General features: G+C 39.4%; 17 protein-coding genes and 5 tRNA genes. 8 read left to right on the top strand and 14 right to left on the bottom strand.

The window, feature by feature from the left end:
• The first annotated feature begins 15 nt into the window (after positions 1–15).
• The 6 genes from FTU62_RS13755 (at position 16) to FTU62_RS13780 (ending at position 7,589) form a co-directional block, all read left to right on the top strand.
• Positions 16–1,854, top strand: coding sequence for an extracellular solute-binding protein (locus tag FTU62_RS13755; protein ID WP_180102965.1), 1,839 nt, complete (start codon positions 16–18; stop codon positions 1,852–1,854).
• 33 nt (positions 1,855–1,887) lie between these two features.
• The gene (locus FTU62_RS13760; protein WP_078192926.1) at positions 1,888–2,955 is read left to right on the top strand and encodes a microcin C ABC transporter permease YejB; all 1,068 of its coding nucleotides are present in this window, start codon (positions 1,888–1,890) and stop codon (positions 2,953–2,955) included.
• Positions 2,955–3,968, top strand: a complete 1,014-nt coding sequence (locus tag FTU62_RS13765; protein WP_180102966.1) for an ABC transporter permease — start codon at positions 2,955–2,957, stop codon at positions 3,966–3,968. Before FTU62_RS13760 ends, FTU62_RS13765 begins: the two co-directional genes overlap by 1 nt.
• Entirely contained in the window at positions 3,943–5,544 is a 1,602-nt protein-coding gene (locus FTU62_RS13770) for an ABC transporter ATP-binding protein (protein ID WP_180102997.1), read from the top strand. Before FTU62_RS13765 ends, FTU62_RS13770 begins: the two co-directional genes overlap by 26 nt.
• Positions 5,545–5,656: 112 nt before the next feature.
• Positions 5,657–6,901 carry an NADH:flavin oxidoreductase/NADH oxidase family protein gene (locus FTU62_RS13775; protein WP_180102967.1) on the top strand — a complete coding sequence of 415 codons (1,245 nt, stop codon included), beginning with the start codon at positions 5,657–5,659 and terminating at the stop codon, positions 6,899–6,901.
• An 88-nt stretch (positions 6,902–6,989) separates the two neighbouring features.
• Entirely contained in the window at positions 6,990–7,589 is a 600-nt protein-coding gene (locus FTU62_RS13780; protein ID WP_180102968.1) for a YiiX family permuted papain-like enzyme, read from the top strand.
• Positions 7,590–7,655: 66 nt separating this feature from the next.
• Here FTU62_RS13780 and FTU62_RS13785 read toward each other — a convergent pair.
• The 6 genes from FTU62_RS13785 to FTU62_RS13810 all read right to left on the bottom strand — a co-directional run bounded on the left by FTU62_RS13785 (position 7,656) and on the right by FTU62_RS13810 (position 10,731).
• Positions 7,656–7,731, bottom strand: a tRNA-Glu gene (locus FTU62_RS13785).
• A 58-nt stretch (positions 7,732–7,789) separates the two neighbouring features.
• Positions 7,790–7,865 (bottom strand) — tRNA-Glu (locus tag FTU62_RS13790).
• Positions 7,866–7,889: 24 nt separating this feature from the next.
• Positions 7,890–7,965: transfer RNA gene (locus tag FTU62_RS13795), tRNA-Glu, on the bottom strand.
• A 132-nt stretch (positions 7,966–8,097) separates the two neighbouring features.
• On the bottom strand, positions 8,098–9,003 hold the full coding sequence (locus tag FTU62_RS13800) for an alpha/beta fold hydrolase (protein ID WP_180102969.1): 906 nt from the start codon (positions 9,001–9,003) through the stop codon (positions 8,098–8,100).
• Positions 9,004–9,113: 110 nt separating this feature from the next.
• A complete protein-coding gene (locus FTU62_RS13805) occupies positions 9,114–10,532 on the bottom strand; it encodes an amino acid permease (protein ID WP_180102970.1) in 1,419 nt (472 codons plus the stop codon).
• Positions 10,533–10,655: 123 nt separating this feature from the next.
• Positions 10,656–10,731, bottom strand: a tRNA-Glu gene (locus tag FTU62_RS13810).
• 106 nt (positions 10,732–10,837) lie between these two features.
• On the opposite strand from FTU62_RS13810, the gene FTU62_RS13815 reads away from it, so the two are divergent.
• On the top strand, positions 10,838–11,506 hold the full coding sequence (locus tag FTU62_RS13815; protein WP_180102971.1) for a hypothetical protein: 669 nt from the start codon (positions 10,838–10,840) through the stop codon (positions 11,504–11,506).
• A 181-nt stretch (positions 11,507–11,687) separates the two neighbouring features.
• Here FTU62_RS13815 and FTU62_RS13820 read toward each other — a convergent pair whose 3' ends face one another.
• From FTU62_RS13820 to pyrC, 8 genes are all read right to left on the bottom strand, one after another.
• On the bottom strand, positions 11,688–13,115 hold the full coding sequence (locus tag FTU62_RS13820; RefSeq protein WP_078192919.1) for an amino acid permease: 1,428 nt from the start codon (positions 13,113–13,115) through the stop codon (positions 11,688–11,690).
• 128 nt (positions 13,116–13,243) lie between these two features.
• Positions 13,244–13,396: a hypothetical protein gene (locus tag FTU62_RS13825; protein ID WP_168379378.1), complete on the bottom strand. Its 153-nt coding sequence runs from the start codon at positions 13,394–13,396 to the stop codon at positions 13,244–13,246.
• Positions 13,397–13,461: 65 nt separating this feature from the next.
• Complete coding sequence (locus FTU62_RS13830) at positions 13,462–14,229, bottom strand: hypothetical protein (RefSeq protein WP_180102972.1); 768 nt, start codon at positions 14,227–14,229, stop codon at positions 13,462–13,464.
• Positions 14,226–15,062, bottom strand: a complete 837-nt coding sequence (locus FTU62_RS13835; protein ID WP_180102973.1) for a hypothetical protein — start codon at positions 15,060–15,062, stop codon at positions 14,226–14,228. Before FTU62_RS13835 ends, FTU62_RS13830 begins: the two co-directional genes overlap by 4 nt.
• A gap of 60 nt (positions 15,063–15,122) precedes the next feature.
• Entirely contained in the window at positions 15,123–17,663 is a 2,541-nt protein-coding gene (locus FTU62_RS13840) for a TonB-dependent siderophore receptor (protein WP_180102974.1), read from the bottom strand.
• A 206-nt stretch (positions 17,664–17,869) separates the two neighbouring features.
• Positions 17,870–17,945 (bottom strand) — tRNA-Glu (locus tag FTU62_RS13845).
• Between the two features lie 20 nt (positions 17,946–17,965).
• Positions 17,966–18,625: a ribonuclease T gene (gene rnt / locus FTU62_RS13850; protein ID WP_078192915.1), complete on the bottom strand. Its 660-nt coding sequence runs from the start codon at positions 18,623–18,625 to the stop codon at positions 17,966–17,968.
• Positions 18,610–19,644 carry a dihydroorotase gene (gene pyrC / locus FTU62_RS13855; protein WP_180102975.1) on the bottom strand — a complete coding sequence of 345 codons (1,035 nt, stop codon included), beginning with the start codon at positions 19,642–19,644 and terminating at the stop codon, positions 18,610–18,612. The genes rnt and pyrC overlap by 16 nt, the downstream gene beginning before the upstream one ends.
• A gap of 151 nt (positions 19,645–19,795) precedes the next feature.
• On the opposite strand from pyrC, the gene FTU62_RS13860 reads away from it, so the two are divergent.
• Positions 19,796–21,052, top strand: a complete 1,257-nt coding sequence (locus FTU62_RS13860) for a diguanylate cyclase (protein WP_180102976.1) — start codon at positions 19,796–19,798, stop codon at positions 21,050–21,052.
• Positions 21,053–21,099 lie beyond the last annotated feature (47 nt).

Consider the following 21,099-nt stretch of genomic DNA (forward strand, 5'->3'; position numbering starts at 1 on the left):
AAGGAGTTAAGTTGAATGTATTCTGCTTCAACTTCGCGTTACGTGTTTGGTGTGACTTTGAGCATACTTTCAACAGGGGCGTGGGCTGCGTTGCAGACCACGCCTTTTCTTGCCATACATAGTAGCCCTCAATATCATCAATTACAGGCAATGCCCTATGCCAATCCTCTTGCCAATAAAGGGGGATATATCACGACCTCGAGTATTGGGAGTTTTGATAATTTAAACAGCATGAATGGAAAAGGGCGTTCTGTTGAAGGTATCAATTATCTTTTTGATAGCTTGATGAGTTCATCTTTAGATGAACCGGGTGTGATGTATCCATTGCTTGCCGAAAAGGTGACATTTGACCCGAAAAAAACTAATTTTGTTATTTTTCATTTAAACCCAAAAGCACGGTTTAGTGATGGTTCTGAACTCACTGCTGAAGACGTTAAATTTAGTTTTGATACTTTTCAGACCAAGTCAAATCCTGGTTTGCAAATGTATTTAGCGGATTTAGACAAAACAGATGTTTTATCTAAATATCAGGTAAGAATGAATTTTAAATCTGGACACAACACTGATATGCCCATGATTTTGGCGCAAATGCCGATTTACTCCAAAAAAGATTGGGCAAAAAAAGATTTTACTCAAATTACATTGCAGCCCATATTAGGCTCAGGCCCTTACACGATTGAGACGATCGATGCAGGTAGGAGTATTCGCTACAAGCGCAATCCTGAGTATTGGGGGCAGAACTTAGCCGTCAATCGTGGTCGCTATAATTTTAACCATCTGAAATATGTATATTATCGCAGCCCAGACATAGCCTTTGAAGGCTTTAAAGCAGGTCAATTTACGTTATATGAGGAAAAGACCGCACGTAATTGGGTGGGAGCGTACAATTTTCCTGCTTTTAAAGACGGTAAAATTGTCAAATATCGCTTTAAACATGAACGACCGATTCCGACAAAAAGTCTCGTATTTAATACCCGTCGTGCGCCATTTAGTGATATTCGTTTTCGACAAGCGTTAACCTATGCTTATGATTTTGAATGGCAAAATAAAGCATTATTTTATGGGCAGTATCAGCGTTTGCAGAGTTATTTTAGTAATAGTGTGCTAGAAGCGAAGGGGAAACCCTCTATCCAAGAGTTGGATATTTTAAAACCGATGTTATCGCAACTTGATCCTATTCAAAGACAGGGGGTCTTATCCAATTGGCAATATCCCGTTTCTGATGGCAGTGGATTTAATCGAAAAAATCTGCTGCATGCACGCCAACTGTTATTGAATGCGGGTTATCTTTATCAAGACGGCCGATTGGTGGATGCAAAATCTCGGCCTGTGAAATTCGAAATCTTGATTCAGCAACAAGATTTGCAGCGAACCTTAATGCCATTTATACGAAATTTGAAACGTTTAGGTATTCAGGTGCTATTGCGACAAGTAGATGGACCGCAATACACCGAGCGGATGCGAAATATTGACTTTGATATGATCGTGGATGAAATGCCTCAATCGCTCACTCCAGCGGGTGAGCAAGCTCAACTTTGGGGCAGTCAAGCAGCTGACCAAGTGGGTAATTATAATTACGCAGGGATTAAAAATCCTGTAATAGATCAGCTCATTCAACAGGTGATCAATGCTCCAAATCGGGAAGAATTGATTATTCGTACGCGTGTTTTAGACCGCCTGCTCAGAGCGGGTTATTATCAAATTCCAATGTTTGGGCAAAGTGAAAATTGGTTTGCCTATTGGCATATGTATAAGCAACCTTATGTCAAACCTAAACTTTCTGTAGGGATTGACTATTGGTGGAGTGATGCAGCTAAAGCCAAGCAAATAACACAATATCTACGGCAGCAATAAATACACCTGAATGACTAGGAATGTGAAAGCAACATGGGCACATATATTTTAAAAAGATTGCTCCTGATTATTCCAACATTGTTTTTCATTTTACTGATTAACTTTGTCGTGATTCAGATTGCACCGGGAGGACCTGTTGAACAAGCCATACAGCAAGCTGAGTCCTTTCAAGGTATGGGAAACACAGGTGGTGGTGAAACTGCGACGACAGGCAGTAAATACCAAGGTGCTAAAGGCCTCAGTGAAGAAATGGTGGCAAAAATCGAAGCGCAATATGGTTTCGATAAACCATTATTCGAACGTTTTTGGCTCATGTTAAAGGGCTATGTAACGCTAGATTTTGGTACAAGTTTCTTTAAAGATAAGCCTGTGACTCAGCTGCTTTGGGAAAAGCTGCCTGTATCCTTATCCCTTGGCTTGTGGAGTACCTTGCTGATCTATATGGTGTCTATTCCTTTAGGCATTAAAAAAGCCCGTCAACATGGTCTGCTATTTGATAAAAGCACGTCTATTTTATTGGCTATCGGCTATGCCATTCCTGCTTTCGCCTTTGCCATTTTACTCATTGTCTTTTTTGCAGGTGGTTCATATTTTCAGTGGTTTCCTCTACAAGGTTTAGTTTCAGAGAATTTTGCTGAGTTAAGTGTGTTTGGCAAAATTGCAGATTATTTTTGGCATATGGCGTTGCCTTTGTTTGCTATGGTAATTGGTGGTTTTGCAGGCTTAACTTATCTGACCAAATACTCTTTTATGGAAGAACTGAATAAGCAATATGTTCTTGCTGCTCGTTCTAAAGGTTTGACTGAATCACGTGTGCTGTATGGGCATGTATTTCGTAATGCAATGCTCATAGTCATTGCGGGTCTACCAGAAGCATTGATTGGGATCTTCTTTGTGGGAAATCTATTTATTGAAATTATTTTCAATCTAGATGGTCTGGGATTGTTGGGATTTGAAGCCATCGTACAGCGTGATTATCCAGTCATTTTTGGCACCTTGTTTATTTTTACCTTGATGGGGCTGATATTAAGATTAATCAGTGATGTCATGTATCAAATGATTGATCCGCGAATTAATTTTGATTCGCAGGGGGCAAAATAATGTCTCCGATCATGCAAGCACGTTTTCAACGTTTTAAAGAAAATAAATTAGGCTTTACATGCTTTATCAGTTTTGCCTTGATTTTTATGTTGTCCCTAGCTGTCGAGTTTATTGCCAATGATAAACCGCTCTTGGTTAAATACGATGATTCTTTATATGTGCCCGTATTGAAAAGTTATCCAGAAACCGCTTTCGGTGGGGTATTTGAAACTGAGGCAGATTATAAAGATCCTGTTGTTCAGCAACTGATTGAAGATAAAGGTTGGGCTGTATGGCCACTGATTCAATTTTCCTATCAAACACCAAATTTAGAACTGGCTGTGCCCGTACCATCTGCACCAACTGCACAAAATTGGCTTGGTACAGATGACCAAGGTCGTGATGTGCTGGCGCGTATTTTATATGGATTACGTGTGTCGCTCCTGTTTGGTTTTGCATTAACTTTTGCTTCAGCAGTATTGGGCATCATCGTTGGGGCGATACAGGGCTATTATGGTGGATGGATAGACCTCATTGGTCAACGAATTTTAGAAGTTTGGGGTGGGCTCCCGATGCTATTCATGGTGATGATTTTAGTCAGTATGTTTACACCGAGTGTGTATTGGCTCTTTGTCATTATGTTGTTGTTTGGCTGGCCCACCTTAGTCGGCTTGGTTCGTGCAGAGTTTTTGCGGGCGCGTAATTTTGATTATGTCCGTGCAGCACGAAGCCTTGGCGTTACAGATGGCACCATTATGTTTCGGCATATTTTACCAAATGCGATGAGTTCCAGTCTTTCACAGCTACCTTTCATGCTTACGGCAAATATTACTGCACTGACAGCCTTAGATTTCCTAGGTTATGGCTTACCGCCTGATGCCGCGTCCTTAGGTGAGTTATTGCTTCAAGGGAAAAACAATCTGAATGCACCATGGCTTGCCTTATCGGGGTTTTTTACCTTAGCGATCGTGCTGTCTTTATTGATTTACATTGGGGAGGCGACACGTGATGCATTCGATCCTAGACGTCAATAATCATCAAGTTAATGTACCTCCCATCGTATTAGCGGTTGAACATTTACATATTTCATATACAGCACAGGTCTTGGTTGAAGACCTGAATTTTAAATTGCATGCAGGTGAAACGATAGCCATTGTTGGTGAAAGCGGTTCTGGTAAATCGATTAGCAGCCTAGCTATACTCGGTTTGTTGCCAAGTGATCTGCAGGTCACAGGGAGCGTCAGCCTTAACGGACAAGCAATACTTGGACTGAGTCCTGAGCAGCATCGAAACATTCGTGGGCAGAAAATTGCCATGATTTTTCAAGAGCCGATGACGGCCTTAAATCCCTTACATCGGGTGGAAAAGATTGTTGGTGAGTCACTGTTGTTACAGGGATGGTCGAAGGCAAAAACACGGCAGCGCGTTATAGAATTATTAAATGATGTGGGTATTCCTGATGCTGAAGATAAATTAAGACGCTATCCACATGAGTTATCAGGCGGGCAGCGTCAACGTGTCATGATTGCCATGGCATTGGCCTTAGATCCTGATATTTTAATCGCTGATGAGCCAACCACGGCTTTAGATGTTACTTTGCAAGCGCAAATCTTAAATTTATTAAAGTCGCTACAACAGCAGCGTAATATGGCGATGATATTAATTAGCCATGACCTGAATTTGGTCAAGCGCTATGCAGAACATGTGATTGTGATGAGTCGTGGGCAAGTGGTGGAGCAAGGTGGTGTTCAGGAAATTTTTGAGCAACCGAAGCAGGCGTATACCCAAAATTTATTAGACCATGATTTTGGTAAAGCAATACAGGTTTCGCAAACTCAAACACTTTTAGAATTACGCCAGTTAGGAGTGAAGTTCCCAGTCAAACAAGGCTTATTGAATCGCATTAAAAATTATGTCGTTGCGGTAGAAGCTTTGGATTTAACAATGGCTGAAGGTGAGTCGATCGGTATTGTTGGAGAGAGTGGTTCAGGGAAAAGCTCCCTAGCACTGGCTATTGCTCGGCTCATAGAAAGTGATGGCGAAATTATTTTAAATCAACACGCCATCAATCAACTTTCAGAAAAACAGCTCAGACCTCTACGTCGTGAATTTCAAATCGTCTTTCAAGATCCATTCAGTAGTTTAAATCCACGGCTAAATGTAGAGCAAACCATTGGCGAAGGTCTGGCCTTACAGCATTTATCTGCAAATGAAATTGCACAGCGTATAGATGAAGCTTTGCAGAAAGTCGAATTAGCCAGCTCATTTAAGCAGCGTTATCCACATGAATTATCGGGTGGGCAACGGCAGAGAGTCGCCTTAGCGCGTGCGTTGGTATTACGTCCTAAATTATTGATACTCGATGAACCCACATCGGCACTAGATCGGACGACACAAAAAGCCATTGTGAAGCTACTACGGCGTTTGCAGCAAGAATTTAATATGAGTTATTTATTTATTAGTCACGATTTACACGTGGTCAAAGCCTTGTGTCAAAAAGTGTTGGTACTGCGTCATGCCAAAGTCATGGAATTTCAAGACACCGCAGATCTATTTGCGCGACCACAAACAGACTATACCCGTAAATTAATTGAAGCCAGCCAATACTAAAATCAAACTTATGGATATTTTGACAAGTGTCATTGTCAAAATATCCTTGACCTTTAGAAAATAATAATTAGAGTAAATACTCAGGACTTATTATTTCATTTTGGACATTGTCATGAGCCATTTAGCTGAAAGCTTTAAAATTCGTAATACCACATTTAAAAATCGCATCATTAAAGGTGCAATGAGTGAAGCATTGGCCAATACCGCAGGCCAACCCAATCACTTACATTTTGGATTATATGAAGCTTGGGCGAAGGGTGGTTTAGGCTGTGCCATTACGGGTAATGTCATGGTGGATTTTCGTGCTAAAAATGAGCCTGGGGTTGTTGTCGCTGAAACTGAGCGAGATTTAGCACAATTAACACAGTGGGCTGAGCTAGGCAAGAAGCACGGCATGGTGCAATTGGTTCAACTTTCACATCCGGGCCGTCAATGTCCTAAAGGTTTAAATAAGGAAACGGTTGCGCCGTCCGCTGTACCATTTAGTCCGATGCTAGCCACAACGTTTGGAACACCACGCGAACTTCGTGAAGATGAAATTTTAGATATCATTCAGCGTTTTGCACGTGCCGCACACATTTGTGAAAAGGCAGGCTTCGAAGGCGTGCAATTGCATGGTGCGCATGGTTATTTAATTAGTCAGTTCTTGTCGCCACTGACCAATAAACGTCAAGATCAGTGGGGCGGTTCAAATGAAAATCGCATGCGCTTTTTGCTTGAAATCTATAAGGCAGTTCGTGCAGCGACGACCGATGATTTTATCATTTCGGTCAAACTGAATTCTGCTGATTTCCAACGCGGCGGGATTAGCGAAACGGATGTGATTGAGGTCTTTAAGGCAATCGATTCCGCAGGGATTGATATGATTGAAATCTCGGGCGGTTCCTATGAAGCGCCAGCGATGGCGGGTGCTAAAGAAGAAAAACGTAAAGCCAGTACCATTGCTCGTGAAGCGTATTTCCTCGATTTTGCGGACAATATCCGTAAAGAAGTAAAGTGTGCATTGATGGTTACAGGTGGGTTTAGAACCGTCCAAGGTATGAATGCTGCACTCGACAGTGGAGCTTGTGATTTTATTGGTATTGCACGTCCATTCGCTGTTGAAGTCGATTTGGCTGATCGTTTATTGGCGGGGCAGGATGTTCGTTACGGCGTAGACAAAATTAAAACTGGCATACCGATGATTGATAAAATGGCGATTATGGAAATTATTTGGTATGCCGCTCAGTTTAAATCGATTGGTGAAGGAAAACAGCCAAATCCTAAACTTTCACCCTTAAAAGTGTTTTTTAAATATCTTAAAGGAAATTTAACAGCGGTCATTAAAGGGCAAGTCAATTCACGTAAGTCGGCTTAATCAATCATTGAATTTTTAGAATCAGGGCAACCGACATATATTCATGTTATGGTTGCCTTCATTCATATCAATATTGCTTACAATAAAAATGTCTAAAATTTTAATATTAATAGTTATTCTTTGTGGGCTCAGTTCAGCCCTCTATGCCCAATCTGTATTTCAGACGGGGGATATCATTTTTCATATCTCAAAGTCACAACAAAGTTTAAGCATTCAAAAGGCCACACATTCGCCCTATAGTCACATGGGCATGATCGTAAATAAAAATAACCAAACTTGGGTGCTTGAAGCTATTCAGCCTGTGCAATATACCGCTTTAAATCAATGGATCGCGCGTGGGGAGAATGCTCACTATGTGGTGAAAAGGCTCAAACAACCCTTAAATGTGCCGCAGAAAACGAAACTGGTACAAAATGCAGAAAAGTACTTGGGCAAACCCTATGATATTTATTTTGAATGGGATGACCGTGCAATTTACTGTTCTGAAATTGTTTGGAAAGCTTATCAGCATGCTTTAGGAATCGAACTTTCTCCATTACAACAACTTAAACAATTTGATTTAAAACAATATGAAGTGCAGCGCCTAATGCGGCAGCGCTATGGTCAAAATATTCCGCTAAATGAGCAGGTGATTGCCCCTAAGGCCATTTATGATTCAAAACTTTTAAAAGAAATATTTAGAAATTAAGGCAATAAAAAAGCCCAAGTCGCAATGCTTGAGCTTTTTAATGAGTGATTAAAACCAACTCGAATATGGCGTCCCTACGGGGATTCGAACCCCGGTTACCGCCGTGAAAGGGCGATGTCCTAGGCCTCTAGACGATAGGGACATTACAGAAAGCAAATTTTAAAACCGTTTATTTAAGTCTAAGTTTTTAGACTAAATAATGGCGTCCCTACGGGGATTCGAACCCCGGTTACCGCCGTGAAAGGGCGATGTCCTAGGCCTCTAGACGATAGGGACTTAATAAAATGTACTTCTGAAAATTGGCGTCCCTACGGGGATTCGAACCCCGGTTACCGCCGTGAAAGGGCGATGTCCTAGGCCTCTAGACGATAGGGACGTTTCAGAGGTGGGCGTATATTAGGGTGAAAATCGGGGGGTGTCAAACGCTTTTCTATAAATAAATTCAGTTTTTGTTGTTGAGTGCATAAAATTAAAACAATTTGCTAAAAATGTTTGAAAAATACATTATTTATGTCGGTTTTTTCAACACTTGTAAGATTGTAGCAATAACTTCTGGATGCGTTAAATATCCAGCAATATCGTGTGGGTGTTCAATCGATGTCTGAATTTGCTGATTGAAAATGGCGGGTTGAAAATCAAAAGGTGCCTGACTCAGCGGAAAAGCGCTGAGAAAATCATCATGTGAATAAAAGTTTAACCAATCACCTGAAATTGCATCAGGTCGCTGTAAAGGCTGAGGTAAGTGGGCTTGGAGGACACGAAAAGCCAAAGGTGAGCCCAAGGTAATAAAGCGCTGTATGTTGAGTTCAGGATGTAACAGTAAAAAATGATACGCAATCACGCTACCTAGCGAATGTGCAATCAACAGGGTGGGTTTCGTTTGATGTAATTGCTCATGCAGACGAGTATGAACTGCCTGAATAAAGTGTGGATTGGATAAATAGAGATAAGTTTCGACCAAAAATTTATGCAAAAGTGTGGCATGTAATTTTGGGAAATAATTCATTAAAACTGCAAAATCGCGTAGGGCAAGATCTTTGCCAAGTGCAGTGATCGATTTGAATGATTGGCTTAATCCAATAGCATCATTGAGGGTGATGTCAGGTAGATTATTTTGTACAGCGTGATGCTCAAGTACTTTTGGTGATTTTTCTGGGAGTTCAGTGCGATGGATAAACGGAAAATGTGGCCACGTTTGAGGTGTCAAGGTGCTGTCCTGAAGCATATTCTGCAAGTGATAACGCGTGAGTAAGTCCCCATAAAAAGGCATGCGCATATGGTGCTGTATATACGATAAAAAAGTCTCTTGATGGCTTTGCTTTAAGCCTTGAGACAACAGTGCAAGCCAATGTTGTTCGAGTGAACGTGCAGTTTGTTGCTGTTGATTCATGCCATGGATAAAGATGATCTGCATATTGCACCTCATCGACGGACCAGTTTTTATTCTACTTTTATTAAAATATAGCCATAAATAAAGAGCAACCGAAGTTACTCTTTTATCGTGTTTGGTATTACCAACGCAGATCAATCTTTGTTGTGATACAAGGTGTAGTAGCTGATATAACACGCCACAATGAAGATCATACAGCAGATAAAGCCAGTCAACATTTCTGGGTCAAATACCATACTAATACAGGTAATCAGACAGAATACAAAACCGAGTATCGGCACGATTGGGAAGAGTGGTGCAGCAAAAGCTAAATCTTTTGCAGTTTTGCCTTCTTTATACCACTGACGACGGAAGTTGAATTGGCTTAAACAAATACTCATCCATACCACCACCATGGTAAATGCCGCGACACCTAACAAGTTTTTGAAGATGGTTTCTGGTGCAAATTGCTCAGAAAGTAAGCCCGGCATACCACCGATCATGGTCACAATTACTGCAACATAAGGAATACCACGCGAGTTCACTTTAGAGAACACTGCAGGTAATTGCTTACTATAGGACAATGACCACATCATTCGAGATGCAGCAAATAAACCTGAGTTTGCAGCAGAAAGTAGGGCTGTGATAATCACAAAGCGGATGATGTCTTCTGCATAAGGAATACCAATGTGCTGGAATACTGTTACGAAAGGTGAACTACTTACACCTTCGGCAGATAAGCCGGCTTCTTGGTGTGGTAATAATGCAGTAATAACAACAATGGTACCTACAAAGAAAATCAATAAGCGGAAAATCGCCGTGTTAATGGCTTTAGGTACATTTTTCGCTGGATCTTTGGTTTCACCCGCAGCAACACCAATCAGCTCAGTACCAGAGAATGCAAAGTTAACAATCAACATTGTAGCGAAGATTGGGAACAAGCCTTCAGGGAACCATCCTTGTGCAGTGAGGTTGCTAAACAGCGGTGCAGCTTCATAGCCTCGATAGCCTAAAACACCAAAAATGGCCAATAGACCTAAAATAATAAAGGCAACAACGGTAATCACTTTGACTAAGGCTAGCCAAAATTCAGATTCAGCAAACCATTTGGTTGAAATCATATTCAAGCAGAATACAAAAGCACCAAAGATTAAAGTCCACATCCACATAGAGCTGTCTGGGAACCATTCCTGCATTAAAAGTGCAGCAGCGGTAAATTCAGTTCCTAGCGTTACTGACCATGTCAGCCAATACAGCCAAGTGATGGTATAACCCGTACCCGGTCCGATATAGCGTTTAGCATAAGCGCCAAATGAACCAGATTCTGGCATATGTACAGCGAGCTCGCCTAAGCAAAGCATCACCATATAGGCGATAATACCGCCTAAAAAATACGAAATAATGGCACCTACAGGCCCCGTTTGTGCAATGACTTCACCCGAACCAAGAAATAAACCAGTACCGATTGCGCCGCCAAGCGAAATCATCACCAGATGTCGAGTACTCATAGCGCGTTTTAACGGCGAAGAATTGCCCTGATGCGAAGCATCATTCGGAGAATGTGATGACTGCATAGAGAAAAAGGAGAATCAAATAATGAAGCGAGTAATTGTAGAGAAGAATGCAATGATGATGCAATCAATTAATATAAATTATAGATAAATAAACTTTAAGTTTGTCAGAGCTGACAGAAGAATTGGCGTCCCTACGGGGATTCGAACCCCGGTTACCGCCGTGAAAGGGCGATGTCCTAGGCCTCTAGACGATAGGGACGTTTTGAGGTGGGTGTATAGTACATAGCCCATCTATATTTGTCAAAATAGAGTTTCATTGTTATATTCTAAATGTATATAAATGAAACAAAAACAGAATTTTTTTAATGAAAAATAATTTTAATGAGTTTATTTCTGGAATTTTATTTGAAATCAATCAATTTAATGTGGGCAAAGTCCATGAAAGATTCTATATAGTTTTATTGAATTATTTGCATTGGTTTGAAATTTATACAAATAATTTTTCTTCGTATATTAGTAAATCAGAGTTTGAAAGAATTATTGATGAACTTTTATTTAGGGATTTAGATGGGGAAAGTAGAATTACGTATAATCACCTCAAATCTTTAGATGATTCTCATTATTTTTTAGATATCCAGAGCTTTTTTAAATTATATTTAATCTTAAAGGTTCGAAGATATCAGTTGTCTAGTGATGATGTAGAACTTGAAAAATTAGAAAAAAAATTGGATGTATGTTTTGAGCCAATGTTGTGGAGTAAAGACAAACAAAATTTATTGGTTATTAATCGTGATTTTCCTGAATTTAAAAAACAGATGAATTCAAGTCGGGTGCTTTTGCCACTTTCATTAATAGTTTTTAACTTTACTTTTGTTGAATTAATATCTAATACAAGTTTGAGAGTATCTATCCAAATATTTCTAGCAATAGTAGCTGCGTGTCTTTTAGCTAATGTTTCTAAGGGGGGCAAAATCCGAAAAGGACTCATTAGAGTTGAAAGTATGGGATTATATCTTGGTGTTGAGCGAGGATAAAAACTCATTGACGAAAAGCAGTTGAACTATTTCCTTAAATTATAATTTGTACAGTGGTTTTTGTGGATTAAACTGCTCCCACAAATCATTTTTGAATTTATATGGAAACCCTAATTTTTCTCTCATAGAGAAGAGAAATAGTTTCATAAAAAAAGGTGGCTAATGAGCCACCTTAACTATTTTATTTATCGTGATATAACCAATAATAACCTGCATAACACGCTGCCATAAAGATCAGACAGCCAATAAAGCCTGAAAGCATTTCAGGATCTGCAGCCATACTTAAACCTGTTGCGGTACAGCAGACAAAGCCAAGAATTGGAACCAGCGGGAACCATGGTGTACGGAATTTAAGCTCTGAAACGCTATGACCTTGTTTCAGCCATTGGCGACGGAAGTTAAATTGACTCCAGCAAATACTCATCCAGACGATCACCATGGTGAAGGCAGCAACCCCCATCAAGTTCTTGAAGATGACATCTGCGCCAAATTGTTCTGACAATAGGCCTGGTAAACCACCGATCATAGTGACCAATACAGCAATATAAGGCACACCAGTTTTGCTTAATTTGCCGAAAGCACGTGGTAATTGTTTTTGTGCGGACAGCGCCCACATCATACGTGATGCAGCATATAAACCAGAGTTAGCTGTAGACAGTAAAGCCGTAATAATGACGAAACGAATTAAGTCTTCTGCATAGGGAATGCCCATCAGGTTAAATACGGAAACGAAAGGGCTACTGCTTAAGCCGCCATGTCCGCCGACATTTAAACCTGCATCGGTATAGGTCAACAGTGAACTGATGACGATAATAGTGCCGACAAAGAAAATGATTAAGCGCCATACCGCAGCATGAATGGCTTTAGGCACATTCTTTTCAGGGTTTTCAGTTTCACCTGCAGCGATACCAATCATCTCCGTACCATTAAAGGCAAAGTTGACGATCAATAGCGTGGCAAACAGAGGGAACAAACCATTTGGCAGCCAACCATGTTCTGTCAAATTGTGGAACATTGGAGCTGATTCATAGCCTTGGAAAGGCACGAAACCAAAGATGCAGGCAAAACCAAGGATGATGAAAATCAACACTGTTGCAACTTTCACCATTGATAACCAAAATTCTGACTCTGCGAATGCGCGTGTAGAACTTAGATTAGAAATCAGTACACCAGCAGCAAAGATCAGTGTCCATAACCAAATAGAGGTTTGTGGAAACCATTCCTGCATCAAAATAGCCGCCGCAGTAAATTCTGTACCTAAGGTGGCAGACCAGCCCAACCAGTACATCCAAGACACCATATAACCGGTACCCGGGCCAATATAATTTGTCGCAAAAGCACCAAAAGAGCCAGAAACAGGTAAATGTACGGCAAGCTCACCCAAACAGAGCATAACCATGTAGGCGATTAGTCCGCCAATAATGTAGGCAAGTACAGCGCCCAAAGGCCCAGCTTGTGAAATAACTTCACCTGAACCCATAAACAAACCAGTACCAATTGCACCACCAAGTGAGAGCATCACAAGGTGTCGAGTCGTCATCGCACGTTTAAGCGATGGACTTTTACCTTCAGCAGACGAGTGTTGCGAAGGTTCAGAGGGAGATTGCATAGTGAAAAGAAAATTGAATGAAAGGTATATTTTATGATTGAATGCAGTGAAATGATTGATAAATCGAATTTTTCTTATAATGTAATAATACTGATCTAAAATTTAAATCTTTAGCACTGACCATTGGATTAATGGTCAGGAGTTTGATACTCAGCTTCAGAAGTTGCAGGTACTTGAGTTTGTTCAGCTACAGGGGCTTTGTTGTCATCGCGGCTCACAATATACAGATAGAGTGCAGATGGAAATAAGATGGCTAAAACCAAGAGCAACTTTTTAAACATAGGGTGTTCTTACATCAAAATAGATCAAGCTGAAGTATAAACAAAACCAGTCAGGCTGTAATTAATTAAAGTTTACGGTTTTTCTGTTCTAGATTGGATAGGATGACTTGGTAAATGTCAGGGTAGTGTTGTTTAAAGTTCCGTTGTTGCATGATCGTAATGGTTGAGGCATTTGGCTCTACACCCAGTTTTAAAATTTTTTGGGTTAAAGCGAGCTGTGGGGAGCGACCATCAAAATGTGTATTCAGTAAGTTACTATCGGTATATTTTACTGTGAGTCCGATATTCAGGAGATAATCGAAAACATCAGGCAAACCAAAACCGGCAGCTTTGTAGAGTAAATTATATGTTTCTGCACGATAGCCACGGCCGTATGTTTGATGTGTTTTTAATAATCCTAATGCATTATAAAATTCTAATTTAGCAATAATTTCTTGTTCATTAATAGAACCATCGCCATTTTTTAAAATCCTATTGATGGTGTTAAAAGTCACATCGTTTGAGCTGGGTTTGCAATCAGCAGCAATCAGTCGCTTGATATCTTGAAGTGGAAGTATAAGATGTGCTGTGTCACACATTTTTTTAATTTCTTTATTTTTCATTTTACTGCTTTGAATATTTTTATTTTCAAATTCCTGCACTATGGCTGACCAACCATATATGTTTATAAATTTATAATAACGAGATGCATCATTTGTCATCCCTTTGATCTTTTTAAAGTCGTGAATGTTTTTCACTGATGGTGCATTGGTAGCGTGATTTTGTGGCACTGGAGCATTTGCAAAGCAATGCATACTCATTAGCAGGAAGCTGGTAATAACGATGTTTTTCATGGTTTGTGTGCTTTTAATAAATTGTAAATGTTAGGATATTTGGTTGAAAAGTCATTCTGTTCTATTTGTTTATAAACGTTACTATTGGGCTCGATTCCTGCATTCAGTAGTTTTTGAACCAAACTCACAGAAGGGTTACGGCCTTTGATATTGTCTAAAATTAAATTACCATCCACGCCCGTGTAATCGACACCAATACTCAGCAAATAATCAGAAATGACTTCAAGTCCCCATCCAATTGCTTGGGCTTGCAAAGAGCTTTTTTCTTCATACGGGCCTAATTTATACGTAACGTGAGTTTGTAAAACATTTTCAGACTTGTAGAGTTTTAATTTTTCAATGATTTCATTTTGATCTATTTTTCCTTCTGCATTGGTTAATGCGCCATTAATAATCATAGAGGATGAACGTCCATTGAGTGGTTTGCAATTTGCTTTAAATAAGCGTTTGGTTTGATCGGCAGTGCTTTGACTCAATGCAATTTCGCAAAGTTTTTCTTTTTCCCCTTTAGGCATTTTGCTTTTTAGGATGGTTCCATTTTCAAAATCACGAACGATTGACTCCCAACCGTATTTGCTTGCTGTTCGGTAATACTGTATTGCTTCTTCGCTCAATTTTTTGGTTTTTTTAGCTTGTATTTGAGTGTCACGATCGTTGGTTTTGGGAGTAGAGGATTCTTGGTCATCATTCAATGCTGTTTGATTTGTATGATTGGCATCGTGCTCAACAGTATTTGAATGATTTATCGGTAGGCTGGCTTCTGGTCTAAAAATGTAGATGAAGATACCGAGAGATACAAGGCACAGGCCAAAGAGTAAGATTATTTTTTTCATGTTTTAGTCTATTTAAAAATGAATCAAGCGCGTTTTGAGGCGCGCTTGATAGGGGAAAGTTTAAAATTTAAATGTGACATCAGCAATGAACTGTCGTCCTATTTCGGAATATAGTTTGCTACCACTTACATAAAGATTATTACGGTTAGTAATATTATTTATTGTTAGTCCTAATATAGCTGAATAATCTTTTGAAATATTCCAGTCATATGTTGTACGCATATCCCATGTAAAACGAGGTTTTACATCTTCTAGTGTGTACGTATCAAGTTTTACACCATTATGAACAACTTTATCCGCAGAACTTGCAGTGAGCATTTGTTCATATGTTCCTTTATAGCTAAAGAAATTAGAAATTTTTACAGGAACACGATCAAAGCCAATATCCCAAGAGACACGTACCGTAAGTGGTTGATTATAATTTGAAGCTGGTCGGTCGCCAAATTCCATGATTTTTCCATCATACGAAATTAGTTTACGAATTTCTTCCTCTTTATAATCACTGGTATAGTCTGGAGTACTACGATAAGAGTCAGTGTAGTTAACTGCTAAAGCCAACTGATGCTCTGTGTTGTAAAGTTTTAATGGGTTTAGGGTATTTATTTCAAAAGTTATCGTGTCATTTTCACCATAACCATTGTTGCCATATTGAAAGTAACGATTAACACCAGTACCAATTTGATCACGTGAAATTTCGTCTTTATATTGGCGATTTACCCATTTTAGACTTAGATTTGTATTTTTAAATTGACTATTGAGTCCAACGACTATTTCATCCGCATAAGGTGTTTTTAAATCTTTTCGCTTTGTATCTACATATGAAGTTTTTTCTTCTTCCTCCCATGCTGAATTTTGATCATTACGCATTAGATAGGCATCTAAAGAAGTTAAATGCTGACGTAAATCAGTCATATAAGTTGGAGCACTGTAGTAACGGTTCCAGCCCGATGTTAGTGTTAATAAATTGTTGCTAAAAGGTTGATAGTTGATACTGCTGCGTGGGGCAAAGTTGAAATTATTATTTGCTTCGTCGTAATCAGCACGGAGACCTAAGCGAGCATTAAAGTTTTTCCAGTGAATATCATCTTGTATATAAAGCGAGGCTTGTTGGTACTGCCCATCAAATGTACCTGCTTTAAATAAGTTACCTCGCTTAAAATACTGACCGTTATATACAGTATTGACTTTATTGTTGATGAATTCGGTGGTTGTATTTTCATCACAAAGCGGATCATTGATTTGGCACTTACCACCTTCTAGGTCATATAAGTTTTGAGAGTTGCCTGAGGTAACACCATAGAAAGTTAAGAAATCTTTCGTTCGTTCCCATTGAACATCGTCATAATGATAGGCAAATCCTGCACTGATCTGATGTTGCGTGTCTGCAAGTTTAAATTGATTAAAAATACCATCAAGTTCGTAGTTGATTGTTGATTGTTTTAAATCAATATTTGCAGCGGATGAGCCTTCCCATACTTTTTCGGTGTTGTTCCAGTCTTTACTTCCTTCAGCATATAGCCAGTTAATTCCTGTATCAGAATCCGTTTCACGTTGGTTGTCGATACTTTGATAATTTAATTTTTGTTTGAGCTTGCCCCAAGCATTTTTATGCTCTATTTCTGCAAAAATTAAAGCAGACTTATTATTGCTAGTAGCGTGTGAATTTCGACGCTTATTCAGATAGGTATTATCTTCTAAGTCACCTAAAGAGAAACCAAATTTCATCTTAGCTTCTTCATTCGGATTTGCGAATAAGGTTGCACCAATATTGGTATTTAATTTCTTTTGGTCGATCTGTTTTGGTGAAGGTAAACCACTTTCTACAGGAATTTTAGAGCCTCGTTGAGAGGCATAAAAATCAATACCATAGACTTCGGAAAGTTTGCTATAGACATTGGCACTAATACCTTGACGGACATATTCTTTTTGGTTTTCTTGTGTTGACTCGCCATCGAATAAGCCTTTATCAGCATCAGTTTTCAAGTGATAACGATTCCAATCACTCTCAGTATAATCATAACTGATACTACCGTGGATTTTACCAATTTCGGTATTAGGAGCGCATGTTTCAGCACTAATTACACCGCCTGCAAAACTACCATATTTTGCACTAACATTACTGTCTAAAACTTCTAGGCTACAAAGTAGGTCGGTATTAATAGCAATACCTTGGGAACCCACATCAGTAATACCGTATTCACCAGCATTTGACCCTGAACCAAGCGGATCAAGAATGTTTGTATTACTTACGCCATTAATAATAAATTTATTTTGGAATGATTGTGCGCCATGAATAGATATTTCATTGGGTTTTAAATTCGCTTGCGTACCTGCAGCCATTTGATCATTTGAAAACTGTACATCCGGATTAACTTTTAAAAAGTCAGTGATGTTTTTAGAGCTATTCGGCGTTTTTTCTAAATCTTCTTTGGTGTAGACGGTTTTACCTACTTCTTGCTTGGCTTTGACTTCAACCTCAATAGGTGTCATCGACACCGTATTGGTTTTGATTTCTTCGGAGATCTGGCTTTCATTTGCATACGTTTGAGATGCTAAAGCAGTCAAAATTGCGATATTAAGGGGAGAATAGGCAAAGCGCATGGCTGTCAACAATTATGCAGATAAAAACGATAGCGATTATCATTAACTTTACAAGAATAATCAATAGAAATGAGAATTATTTGCAATAAGTGTTTTTTTAATACACAGAAATCCAGTCAATGAGAATTAAGATAGAAATAGTGATGATTTAAGAGTATTCATTCGTTATGAATATTAGAAAAAAGAAAAAGCTTGATAAGAAGTATTGGCGTCCCTACGGGGATTCGAACCCCGGTTACCGCCGTGAAAGGGCGATGTCCTAGGCCTCTAGACGATAGGGACGTTTAGAAGATGGCGGTATCTTATTGATCCGCCATCATAGTGTCAAGTAGGTGAGGGCCGAGTTTGTTCAAAATATAACAGAACAGTTCAGCGGTCTTCTGAGTATCGTAAAGTGCAGAGTGTGCTTCTTTACCATCAAACTCAATACCAGCTTGAATACATGATTTTGCCAGCACAGTTTGTCCAAACATTACAGCGCTCAATGTCACTGTATCGAATACGGAAAAACTATGGAAAGGATTTTGATTTTTTGTTCCTGTACGTGCAATAGCTGCCTGTACAAACCCTAAATCAAAATGTGCATTGTGACCAACTAAAACAGCATGAGTGCAGTTTTGTTGACGACGTACTTCATTCACTGACTTAAAAATACGTTTTAATGCTGATTTCTCATCTTCAGCCATGGCCATACGCATCGGATTAAATGGATCTACACCAATAAAATCCAGTGAACGACGGTCAAGGTTGGCACCTTCAAATGGATTGATATGTGCATGGTGGGCTTCACCCGGTACAAAATTACCTTCTGCATCATACACAATAGGAATCGCTGCAATTTCCAGTAAGGCATCGGTCTGTGAATTAAAACCTGCTGTTTCGACATCGACAACAACAGGTAGGAATCCACGGAAACGTTGACCAATGACTGGTCGAGTTTCATCTGTCACACTTTTCTCCATTGGATGGTCTTACCCGCATACAACGGAATAATTTTTTCGCCATCCAAATAGTCTAAACTTTCAGGGATCACTTGATCTTCTTTTACCAAAGTAATGGTATTGGTATTTCGAGGGAGTCCGTAGAAGTCTGCACCAAAATGGCTTGCAAAACCTTCTAAACGGTCGATTTTACCGACTTGATCAAATGCTTGAGCGTATAACTCAATTGCTGTTGGTGCACTATAACATCCTGCACAGCCACATGCATTTTCTTTAGCATTTTTTGAGTGCGGCGCACTGTCTGTACCTAAGAAAAATTTAGGGTTCGCACTGGTCGCGACTTCGAGCAAAGTTTGCTGATGGGTTTGACGTTTTAAAATCGGTAAGCAATAGAAATGCGGTTTAATACCACCCACCAACATATCATTACGGTTAAACAATAAATGTTGCGGTGTGATTGACGCAGCGACATTACGGTCTTGTTCTAATACAAAATGCGCAGCTTCACTTGTGGTGATGTGTTCTAGAACCAATTTTAATTTAGGGAACTGTTTTAACAGTGGAGATAGCACTTCATCAAGGAAACGTTTTTCACGGTCAAAAATATCGACATGGTTATGCGTCACTTCACCATGTAAGAGTAATGGCACTTGGTGTTCTTCGAGTTGCTCAATCACACCATATACTTTACTAATGTCACTGACACCACTGTCCGAGTTCGTGGTTGCACCTGCTGGATAGAGCTTAATGGCATTAACATGCTCAGATTCTTTAATTTTTTTAACTTCACTTGCAGGTGTGTTGTCTGTGAAATAGAGCACCATGCGCGGGTCAAAGTGAACGCCTTCAGGAACATGTGCCATAATACGTTCACGGTATGCATTTGCTTCTTCAACGGTTTTTACCGGTGGTACGGTGTTTGGCATACAAATCGCGCGAGAGAATTGTTGTGCTAAATCAGGAACTGTACGCTTTAGGGCTAGACCGTCACGTAAATGTGCATGCCAATCATCTGGCTGAAGAAGAGTAATCGTATTCACAGCGATTCCAAGCTTGGAAATAAAACAAATGATAATGCAAATAATGTGAAAATGGTAACGAGATTTATGTACAAATGACTGAACAGATATAAATAAAGAATAAAACTGTGGTATTTTTAAATGACTAAAAGAATTAGATAAATGCTTGGAAATGGAATACAAGTATAACCTTGCAAAGTTGCAATACGATAAAGAAAAAATAGAGGAACTGATTACACGGCAAACCCGTCGTGTAGGGGAAATGTTTCCTAAAAAACTGGAAACTCAATTTTGGACTTTAAGCCTCGATCGTGCGCAAACCAACATACGTCATTTTTTTTGGATGGGAGTGTTGATCTACTTTGTGCTCACGATGCTGATCATTCCCGGAGATTACTGGATAATTAATCAACAGCATTTTGTGCATGATTTTATTCGTTGTTTGGTTGGTCAGCTCAATGGTGCGCTGTGTCTTTTGGCTTTATATACCTTTGCCCGTTATGACCGTCTGAAGCCTTATTTTTCACATGCCAGTATGTTTGTAGTGTTTTGGGCTGTTATTTCAATGTCTTGGCTCACCATGACCGTGTATACCGAAGCACTTAAACATCAGGCCATGATGATCCTTTGTATGATTTACATCTTGAGCTATATTTTGACGGGGGTTAAACCAGTCCAAATGTTGATGTCTGGATTGTTGGCTGCTGTGGTCACCATGTTGATGCTTTTTTCATTAGAAGTGAAATTTGATGTGATGGTGTTGGGGCGTGTACTGATTGGAAGCTGTGTATTGGGTTTTGCAATCAGTAAGATGCTCTGTGCGCGTGAACGGATGATATTTTTGAATATGCTGCGCGCGGATATTAGTGAAAAAATCCATCGTATTCATACCACAGAGCTTTTACATTTAAGTCAGCATGATGAATTAACCAAGATTTCAAACCGACGTACTTTTGATGAAATGCTTGATACCTTTTATGAGCAATCTCGACGTAATAACACCTCGCTTGCTATGCTATTTATCGATGTTGATCATTTTAAAAACTATAACGATTTTTACGGTCATCAAAAAGGCGATGATGTAATTTCAACCATTGCCAAAACCATTAAAAATGCCATTCGACATATGGATTTTGTAGCGCGATATGGTGGTGAAGAATTTGTGGTTTTATTGCCTGAAACCGATGCGCATGGTGCTTATGCGGTAGCGTCAAATATTTATAAAGCAATCGATCGTTTAGAAATTCCACATGCCAAATCACAGGTTTCAAATCACGTCACTATTAGTTTGGGTATTACGGTATATCGTGCTGAAAATATGACGAAGGATGAACTGTTAAATATTGCCGATCAGGCGTTGTATCGTGCGAAACAACTCGGACGCAATCAAATTTACTATCAATCGATTCGTTCAGCACATGTGGCTTAATGTTTAATAAAATTGAGAACTTCTCTGAAATCGGCAATAAAAAACCG

Origin of the sequence: Acinetobacter sp. YH12126, assembly GCF_013418745.1 — a bacterium.
In the GTDB taxonomy this organism is placed as follows: Bacteria; Pseudomonadota; Gammaproteobacteria; order Pseudomonadales; family Moraxellaceae; genus Acinetobacter; species Acinetobacter amyesii.

What these genes read in the sequence shown, in the direction of transcription:
- FTU62_RS13755 (WP_180102965.1), top strand. Translation starts at nt 16, where the DNA reads ATGTATTCTGCTTCAACTTCGCGTTACGTGTTTGGTGTGACTTTGAGC.
- FTU62_RS13760 (WP_078192926.1), top strand. Translation starts at nt 1,888, where the DNA reads ATGGGCACATATATTTTAAAAAGATTGCTCCTGATTATTCCAACATTG.
- FTU62_RS13765 (WP_180102966.1), top strand. Translation starts at nt 2,955, where the DNA reads ATGTCTCCGATCATGCAAGCACGTTTTCAACGTTTTAAAGAAAATAAA.
- FTU62_RS13770 (WP_180102997.1), top strand. Translation starts at nt 3,943, where the DNA reads ATGCATTCGATCCTAGACGTCAATAATCATCAAGTTAATGTACCTCCC.
- FTU62_RS13775 (WP_180102967.1), top strand. Translation starts at nt 5,657, where the DNA reads ATGAGCCATTTAGCTGAAAGCTTTAAAATTCGTAATACCACATTTAAA.
- FTU62_RS13780 (WP_180102968.1), top strand. Translation starts at nt 6,990, where the DNA reads ATGTCTAAAATTTTAATATTAATAGTTATTCTTTGTGGGCTCAGTTCA.
- FTU62_RS13800 (WP_180102969.1), bottom strand. Translation starts at nt 9,003, where the DNA reads ATGCAGATCATCTTTATCCATGGCATGAATCAACAGCAACAAACTGCA.
- FTU62_RS13805 (WP_180102970.1), bottom strand. Translation starts at nt 10,532, where the DNA reads ATGCAGTCATCACATTCTCCGAATGATGCTTCGCATCAGGGCAATTCT.
- FTU62_RS13815 (WP_180102971.1), top strand. Translation starts at nt 10,838, where the DNA reads ATGAAAAATAATTTTAATGAGTTTATTTCTGGAATTTTATTTGAAATC.
- FTU62_RS13820 (WP_078192919.1), bottom strand. Translation starts at nt 13,115, where the DNA reads ATGCAATCTCCCTCTGAACCTTCGCAACACTCGTCTGCTGAAGGTAAA.
- FTU62_RS13825 (WP_168379378.1), bottom strand. Translation starts at nt 13,396, where the DNA reads ATGTTTAAAAAGTTGCTCTTGGTTTTAGCCATCTTATTTCCATCTGCA.
- FTU62_RS13830 (WP_180102972.1), bottom strand. Translation starts at nt 14,229, where the DNA reads ATGAAAAACATCGTTATTACCAGCTTCCTGCTAATGAGTATGCATTGC.
- FTU62_RS13835 (WP_180102973.1), bottom strand. Translation starts at nt 15,062, where the DNA reads ATGAAAAAAATAATCTTACTCTTTGGCCTGTGCCTTGTATCTCTCGGT.
- FTU62_RS13840 (WP_180102974.1), bottom strand. Translation starts at nt 17,663, where the DNA reads ATGCGCTTTGCCTATTCTCCCCTTAATATCGCAATTTTGACTGCTTTA.
- rnt (WP_078192915.1), bottom strand. Translation starts at nt 18,625, where the DNA reads ATGGAGAAAAGTGTGACAGATGAAACTCGACCAGTCATTGGTCAACGT.
- FTU62_RS13860 (WP_180102976.1), top strand. Translation starts at nt 19,796, where the DNA reads ATGGAATACAAGTATAACCTTGCAAAGTTGCAATACGATAAAGAAAAA.